Genomic DNA, 7,926 nt, shown 5'->3' with positions numbered 1-7,926 from the left:
CGACCATCCACATCTACCGGGTCCAGCCACCACCAAGATCAACTTAAGCTACGTGGCATTGCCGGTCGGGGTGCCGGACGGCGATCCTGACGGCACGCTCACCATCGGGCCGGCCGGTCTGCCCGGCCCGCCGGGCCACGTCGCGTAGCGTCTCGTCGAATCGGTCGTCAGACGGCACGGCTCCGCCCTTCGTCGCCGCTGGTGGTCAGGTGCACGGCCAGCGCCTGGCGGCCCCGGGCCAGCCAGGTCTTGATCGTGTTCGGGCTGGTGCCGGTCTCCGCGGCGATCTCGGCGACGCTCAGGCCGACCAGGTGGTGCAGCACGACGGCCCGCCGCTGGTCGACACCGAGCCGGCGCAACGCGGCGACGATCGCGATGTGGTCGGCGGACACCTCGTCGACCTGGTGGCCGTTGGCGTCGCGTCGGTGGGCACGCAGCCGATTCACCGCCTTACGCCAGGAACTCACCGCGATCCGGTACGCCGACCGTGCGTACCCAGGCTTCCGGGCTGTCGCAGTCCGAAACGTAGCGCCGTGAACAAACTCGGCCATCGCGCCCTGTCCCACGACGTGTCCACTCGTGCCGGTGTCCACCGCTGGCGCATGGACTCAGATCAGCCCGGCCCGCAGCGCGTAGGCGACGGCGTGCGAACGGTTCCGCAGTTTGAGCCGGTGCGTGACGCCGTAGATCACGTTCTTGACCGTCCGCTCGGAGTAACAGAGCTTTCCGGCGATCTCGTTGGTGTCGAGCCCGTCAGCCATCAACCGCAACACGTCAACCTCGCGTGGCGTCAGGCCAGCTGCGTTGAGCCCGTTCGGGGCGAGGACCTCGCGTTGCAGTCGCTCGATGTGCTTGAGCAGTTCGCCGACCAGGTTCGACGGCATGACCCCGCCACCGTTGGCCGCCGTCAGCACACTGTTCACCAGACGCTCCCGGGTGACCGCCGCTCTGGGCAGGATAGAGACCACCCGGCACTCCACTGCTATCAGCAACTCACTTTCGGTGATCTCGCGGAGCACGAGAACCACCGGCAGACGCGTCGCCGCAGCCGTGCGGCGCAGCATCGCCACCACGTCCACCGTGAGCTGCTCGCAGCCGAACACGAGAACCTGTGCCCCGGCCCACTCGTCGGCCGGTAGCAGCTCGACCTCCGGGCAGCAGCGCAGGAAGCTGGCGAGTCCCGCATGACTGAGCGGTTCGGATGCCTGCAGGATCAGCTTGACACATTCCACCGTTGCCTCCCGTCGTCGTCGGTCAGCACGGAGTCTGCGCGGCGCGTCTTCAGAGAATCTCCAGTCGGATCTACAGCGAGACGCGTCGATGTGAAGATTCACTCGCCGTAATCGGCTCAGCTAGGCGGACGCGGTGTCGCCCGCCGCCGTCGGCGGCGGTTCCCCCCGAGCCCGGCGAAGTGCCTCGATGTACTTGGGGATCTCGATTACGGCGAGCTCCAACCGACCGGGCGCGAGTTGATCGGCGAATACGGCCTCGACGACATCTCGGGCCACGTCATCGGGGAGATCGTCGACCTGTCCGAGAGGGGCACGCTGCCAGATACGGATGAGACGAAGCCGCGCCCGAACCTCGGAGAGGGTGCGTTCCAGTCCGGCTATCGCCTCGTCGGCCCGCGCCGGGTCCAGCACGAGCCGCCCTTCACCGGCGAGTATGAGCAGCAGTTCACCCACGAACGGGTTCGGCGTGGCAGGGGGACGGGCCGGCACCGGTCGAGTCCATCAACGCGACGGCGGCAGGGGAAGGCCCCGAACGGGCGGCTGCCCCGGACTCCGGTGCGATCTGCCCGGACTGCCGTCCGTGGCGCCGGTCCACCGACGGACAGCGCCCGCCGAGTCCGCCACCGGCAGCCCCGCCCGAACGCCGACGGCGCCGCGAGGCAGACTTGACCCGGGTGGTTCCCTCAGGCGGGCCGGATGCCGCGGGGCAGAGCTGCTCCGATCCGGGTCACCGACGCCGGGAGCGGACACGTCGGAGGCGGGGACCGTCCCTCGCAACGGTGGATGAGGGCAGCGGTGTCGATCGGAAACACGAACGTGCGTCTTCACCTGCTAGGCCCCGTACGGGTCGAGCGCGACGGGACCGACCTGCCCCTGGGGTCGGCGCGGCGGGCGGCGGTGCTGTGCGTACTCGCCCTGCGGACCGGGCACCGCGTTTCCCGGGATCAGCTCGTCGCCGCACTGTGGGGTGAAGACGCACCGGCCAGCGCGATCGGCAACATCTACACCTACGTCTCGGCGTTGCGGCACATGCTGGAGCCGGACCGGGGCCGGTGGGCCGGTGGGCAGATTCTCAGCTCGGGCAGCGGTACCTACCAGTTGCATCTGCCGCCGGAGGCGGTCGACGTGATCCGCTTCGAGTCGCTGCGCGATGCGGCCCGGCGGTATCGGGCCGACGGGAACACCGTCGCCGAGTTGGCTGCTGTGGAGTCCGCGCTCGACCTGTGGCACGGCGACGCCCTGACCGGGGTACCCGGGCCGTTCGCCGAGGCCCAGCGGGTGCGGCTGGCCGAACTGCGGTTCGCCACCACCGAACGGTACGCCGCCCTGTTGGTCGGGCAAGGCCGGCGCGAGGAGGCGGCGGCAGTCCTGCGACGCCTCGTCGAGGCGTACCCCGACCGGGCGCACCTTCGGGTCATGCTGGCCGACGTACGGCAAACGAGCAGCCACGGCCCGGGGCAGGGCCTGGACGCCGGAGCGCCCGCCGGCTCGCGGCCCGTCGCCGGGACAGCTGACGGAACAGCGACGACAGCCAGGTCCGGCGGGGCAGCCTTCGTCGGCCGGGATGCCGAGCTGTGTAACCTGCGCCGGGCCACGGCGGAGGCGGCCCTGGGACGCGGACGCAGCGTCCTGGTCAGCGGCGCACCTGGTCTGGGCAAATCGGCACTGCTCGCGACGGCCATGTCCGCTGCCGCACCGGGGCACTACCGTGTCGGATGGGCGGTCGGCGACGAGGTCACCCAGTCCAGTCCACTAGGTACCTTAGCCGAATGCCTTGAATCCGCGCTGGGCGAGGACTCCGCCCGCCGCCTGATCGACCGTTTCCCCGCCAGCGCGGACCAGGTTCCCGCCCAGGCCGTCGCCGACGTGGTGGACCTGGTATGCCGGGCCGCGCGGGCGACGCCACTCGGGCTCGTCCTCGACGACCTGCACTGGGCCGATCCTGCGACGCTGCGGGTGTGGGCCGAGCTCAGCGGACGCGTCGCCGAGCTGCCGCTGCTGTTGGTGGCGACGGTCCGGCCCGGTGCGTCGGACCGGACCGTGCCGTCCGTCGACGAGGTCGTACGGCTGACACCGTTGGACGTCACGGCGGCAACCGCCGTCGTCCGTGCCTCGGCACCGCAACCGCCCGAGGCCGAGCAGCTGGCATGGATCCTCGCCGAGGCCGGTGGCCACCCCGGCTACCTGCGGCAACTCGCTGCGGGTACCGCCGCCACGTCGTCGTCCGTCGCGCTGTCAGCCATGATCGAGGCACATCTCGCCCCGTTCACCGAGGAGACCCTGCGGTCGTTGCGGGCGATCGCCTTCCTGAGCGCGTACGAGTTGCGGGCACCCGGCACCCAACCAGCGGGCGCCACCCCGGCCGAGCTCGGCGCGGTCACCGGCCGTACCCCCGACGATCTCGACCGGGCGCTCGCGCCGGCGCTGGCCGACGAGGTCCTCGCAGTCGAGGGCGACCGGCTCGTCTTCCGGCACCGAATCGTGGCCCGGACCCTGCACGAGGCCACCCCGGTGGCCTTGCGGATCACCCTGCACCGCTCCTACGCGGAGCGGCTCGTCGCGGCCCGCGCGCCGGTCGAGCAGGTCGTGGCGCAATTGCTCGTCGGTGAGGTGCCGCTGGTCGGCCGGGCGGGCGCCTGGCTGGTCGAGAACGTCGAGGCGCTCGTGGACCGTGCCCCGGCGACTGCGATCGCCGTGTTGCGCCAGGCCCACGCCCAGCATGCTCTCGACCCGGCTCAGCGGCTGCGTCTCACCGCCTGGCTGGCCCGGATGCTGCTGCGTCAGCAGCAGGTCGCCACGGCGGAGGCCGGCTGGGTCGCCGCCCGGACATCCGATCCGGACCTGCGTGGCGAGATGCACTGGGTTGCGGCGCACACCCACGAACGGCGGGGCGAGTTCGAGTCCGCTGCGGAGATCGCCCACACCGCGTTGCGGGAACGCCGGATCACGCCGGAGTGGATGCACCGGCTACGGGTGTTGCTCGCCCGGGTACGTCCGCACCTGCCGGGACAGGCGACCGAGCCGCACCTCCCCCGCTCGACGGCGCTCGACGGTGGGGACTCCCCTAGCTGACAGACGCCGGCGGGTCGACCGGAGGTAACCTCTGACCTCTCACGATGGAGGGTTCGTGCAGACAACACCGGACGACCGGCTGCGGGTGTCGGTCCTCGGCCCGGTCCGGGCCTGGCGCGGCGGACACGAACTGCACCTCGGACCGACCCGGCAGCGGCAGGTCTTCGCGGCACTCGTCGTCGCTGGACGCGCGGTCGGGCGGGACGAGCTGGTCGCCACGGTCTGGGACGAGACGCCGCCGACGACCGCGACCGGCAACGTCTACACGTATGTGTCCGGTCTTCGTCGCAGTCTGGGGCGCGACGCCCTGACGCTCGGATCGGCGGGGTACGCGCTCGCTCTGCGCCGGACGGATCTGGACAGTGAACGGTTCGCGGCGGCGTGTGCCGAGTCGGCGCGGCGGCATTCGGCAGGGGATTTCGCCGCCGCCGTGGCCGCCCTCGACGAGGCGTTGGCGCTGTGGCACGGCGAGCCGTACGAGGGGCTCACCGGTCACCGGCTGGACCTCGAGCGGGTCCGACTCGTGCGGCAGCGGCTCGACGCCATCGGTCGGCGTGCCCGGATGCTGATCGAGCTGCGCGACGACCGGGTGTTGGCCGAGTTGACCGGGCTGGTTCGCGACCACCCGCTGCATGAACCCCTGCACGAACTGCTGGTGCTCGCTCTGCATCGCGGCGGCCGGCGGGCCGAGGCGATCGAGGCCTATCAGGTAGCCCGGCACATCCTCCGTACCGAGCTGGGAGTCGAGCCGGGCAGTGCCCTGAACGGACTGTATGGTCAGGTGCGGCGCGCTCCGGCGGCTCCGATGCGTCGGAACGACCCGGTGTGGACGCGGCGATCCCACGCGACCGCAGCCTCTCGATCGGCGTCGCCCGTCGCGCCGCGCTCACCGACCTGGTCGACGCCTCGCCTCGCCCAGTGGGGATTCGTGGAAGCGTCCGGGGCCGGACCGCAGGCGGGGTTTACCATCGGCCACACCCAGGCGGGGTCGCTCGTCGGCCGAGCCGACGAGCTCGACCAGCTGCGGGCCCTGTTCGACGCGCTCGCCGACGGTCAGGGCGACGTGCTCTGGGTCGAAGGTGAACCGGGCGTGGGCAAGACCGCGCTGGTCAGAGCCGCGACGGCCAATCTTGACGATCGGGGCTGTCAGGTCGCCTGGGGCGGCATCCGGGAGCTGGACCGGGATGCGCCGGTGCAGGCGGTGGCCCGGGCGTTACGGCCGCTGACCACCGGGCACCTCCGGGCCGCCCGGCCCGACGGACCACACCTCGATGTGGCCGACGACGACAATGCCGTCGACGATGCCCCCGTCTCGTCCGATTGGGTGTTGGCGCAGGTACGCACCGCCTGCGCCGTCGCGCCCGTCGTGCTGGTCGTTGACGACCTCCAGTCGGCCGACTCGGTCGGCGAGCCGTTCTGGAACCGATTGGTCGCCGCCACCCGACGGTTACCGTTGCTGTTGGTGGCCGTGGCACGGCTGGAGCCCGGCGGTGCGGCCCTGGCCCGGCTGCGCCGCACGGTGGGCTCCCGGCGGGGGCAGGTGCTCCGGCTGGATGCCCTACCACCCGGGGTGGTCGAGCAGCTCGCGGTACGTCTGGTGGGTGCTCCGCTCGGGCCGAACCTGGCCGAGGCGATCTCGACCTCAGCCGGTAATCCCTTCTACGCCCGCGAGATGACCAGCGCGTTGCTCCGGCGGGGTGTGGTCCAGGTGGCCGACGGGGTGGCCGACATCCCCGATTCCGCTCCCATCGACCTGCCGCGGCCCCTGCTCGCCGTGGTACGGAGTTCGGTTGATCTCCTGTCACCGCGTGCTCAGGACGTCCTGCGGACGGCCGCCATGCTCGGTACCCGTTTCTCGGTGGACGACCTGGCCGAGGTGAGCGGGGAGTCTGCGGTCGACCTTGTCCCCAGTCTGGAAGAGGCCATCGCCGCGAACGTCGTCGTCAGCGACGACACGACTCTGGCCTTCCGATACTCCGCTCTGCGTCGGGTGTTGTACGGCAGCATCCCGGCACCGGCGCGGGCGATGCTGCACCGACACATCGCCGAGGTTCTGGGCCGGGGCGCGGGTCCGGCGACGCGGGTGGCCGCACAGCTCGCGGCGGTGCCGTCGGCGGCCGACGAGTGGACGGTGTCCTGGCTGGTCGACCACTGCGCCGAACTGGCCCACCGCGCTCCCCGACTCGCCGGCGAGCTGATCCGGCGGGCACTGGACACCGGTGCCACCGACCCGATACACCGGACGCCGCTGCTGATCGCTCTGGTGCGGCTGGAGTTCGCCGAGGACCGCTGGCCGGTCGACGAGGCTCGGGAAGCGGCCGGTCTGGCAACCGATCCGGCGGAGCGCGCCGAGATGCGTCACCTCCTCGCCACGATGGTCCACCGGCGGGGTGGTATGTCGTCGGCGATCGGCATCGTCCGGAAGACGCTGTCCGACCGTACGGTGCCCGAGTTCTGGCGTACCCGGCACTGGGCGCTGCTGGTCGAGCTTCGCAGGGGCGGTCTGGACGACCTGCACCAGGCCGATCGGCGAGCCGGGGCGGCGCACGCCGCAGCGCTCGCCGCCGGGCGGCCGTACGACGCGGCTGCGGCGCTGCAGACCGGGTGGCTGACGAACTCCGTGCGCCGTGACCACGAACGGGCGCTGGAGTTCGCCGACCGGGCGTTGGACATCATGCGCGACAATCCGTCCTTCGGCGGGCTGTATCTCGACCTGCTCGACAATCGTGCCTTCACCCTGCACAACCTGGACCGACTACCGGAGGCCGAGCGGACGCTGCGGGAGGGTCGTCTCTTCGCCTACCGGCACCGGTTGCCCACCGGCCTGCACACGGCCTCGGCGGTGCTGCGTTTCTGGACAGGTCGCTGGGACGACGCGCTGGCCGAGATCAGCGCGGTCACCGACGACGTTCCTCGCTACACCTTGCTGGGCATGCGAGACCCGCAATCGGCGGCCACGTTGTTGCACGGCCTAGCCGCGCTCATCGCTGCCCATCGTGGCGACGCGGTGCTCGCCGCCGGCCACCTCGACGCGGCCGATGCCCTGACCACCGGCGCCGCTGACCGAGCAACCGGTGGTTTCCTACTCGTCGCCCGGGGATGTGTCGCCGAGACGCAGGGCCGGCCGGACGAGGCGCTACGAATGCTGAGTCCGCTACTGTCGCCGGACCACGCGTCGCTGGCGATGCGGCACCAGTGGCTGCCCGAGCTGACCCGGCTCGCGCTGGAGTTGGACCGTCGGGACATCGCGGAGGGGGCGGCGGCGATCTGCGCCGACGAGGCGCTCCGCGAGGTGCGACCGGCCCGGGCTCACCGGGCCGCCGAGCGCTGCCGGGCGATGATCACGAACAATCCGGAGCCCGCCCTGGCCGCCGCGAGCCGCTACGGCGAGTTGGGCTTGGTGACGGAGCAGGCCGCGAGCCTGGAGGACGCCGCCGTGCTGCTGGCGGCGAACCGGCGCCCCTACGAAGCGGCGACGACCGGCGGTGCGGCTGTACGGCTGTACACAGCGCTGGGTGCCCGCTGGGATCTTGGTCGTGTCGAGCGCCGGCTCGCCGGGTACGGCGTCGAGCCGAGCCCGGGACGGGCCCCGGACGGCCAACTCGACATGATGTGACGCGGC

General features: G+C 71.7%; 5 protein-coding genes. 2 read left to right on the top strand and 3 right to left on the bottom strand.

What is annotated here, in order from left to right; translation table 11 throughout:
- Nucleotides 1-167: 167 nt before the first annotated feature.
- The 3 genes from ACFHW1_RS10770 to ACFHW1_RS10760 all read right to left on the bottom strand — a co-directional run bounded on the left by ACFHW1_RS10770 (nucleotide 168) and on the right by ACFHW1_RS10760 (nucleotide 1,685).
- Nucleotides 168-467: an RNA polymerase sigma factor gene (locus tag ACFHW1_RS10770; protein ID WP_416615321.1), complete on the bottom strand. Its 300-nt coding sequence runs from the start codon at nucleotides 465-467 to the stop codon at nucleotides 168-170.
- Between the two features lie 141 nt (nucleotides 468-608).
- Nucleotides 609-1,232: a response regulator transcription factor gene (locus ACFHW1_RS10765; RefSeq protein ID WP_416551678.1), complete on the bottom strand. Its 624-nt coding sequence runs from the start codon at nucleotides 1,230-1,232 to the stop codon at nucleotides 609-611.
- 120 nt (nucleotides 1,233-1,352) lie between these two features.
- Nucleotides 1,353-1,685, bottom strand: a complete 333-nt coding sequence (locus ACFHW1_RS10760) for a hypothetical protein (protein WP_416551676.1) — start codon at nucleotides 1,683-1,685, stop codon at nucleotides 1,353-1,355.
- A gap of 342 nt (nucleotides 1,686-2,027) precedes the next feature.
- Between ACFHW1_RS10760 and ACFHW1_RS10755 the strand changes: the two genes are divergently transcribed.
- On the top strand, nucleotides 2,028-4,304 hold the full coding sequence (locus tag ACFHW1_RS10755) for an AAA family ATPase (protein WP_416615320.1): 2,277 nt from the start codon (nucleotides 2,028-2,030) through the stop codon (nucleotides 4,302-4,304).
- Nucleotides 4,305-4,359: 55 nt separating this feature from the next.
- Entirely contained in the window at nucleotides 4,360-7,920 is a 3,561-nt protein-coding gene (locus ACFHW1_RS10750) for a BTAD domain-containing putative transcriptional regulator (protein WP_416615319.1), read from the top strand.
- The last annotated feature ends 6 nt before the right edge of the window (nucleotides 7,921-7,926 follow it).

The sequence above is a fragment of the Micromonospora sp. LOL_014 genome (genome assembly GCF_048060245.1).
Lineage (GTDB): Bacteria > Actinomycetota > Actinomycetes > Mycobacteriales > Micromonosporaceae > Micromonospora_E.
Note: the sequence above shows the minus strand (reverse complement) of the source record. Positions and strands in the feature narration are given on the sequence as shown.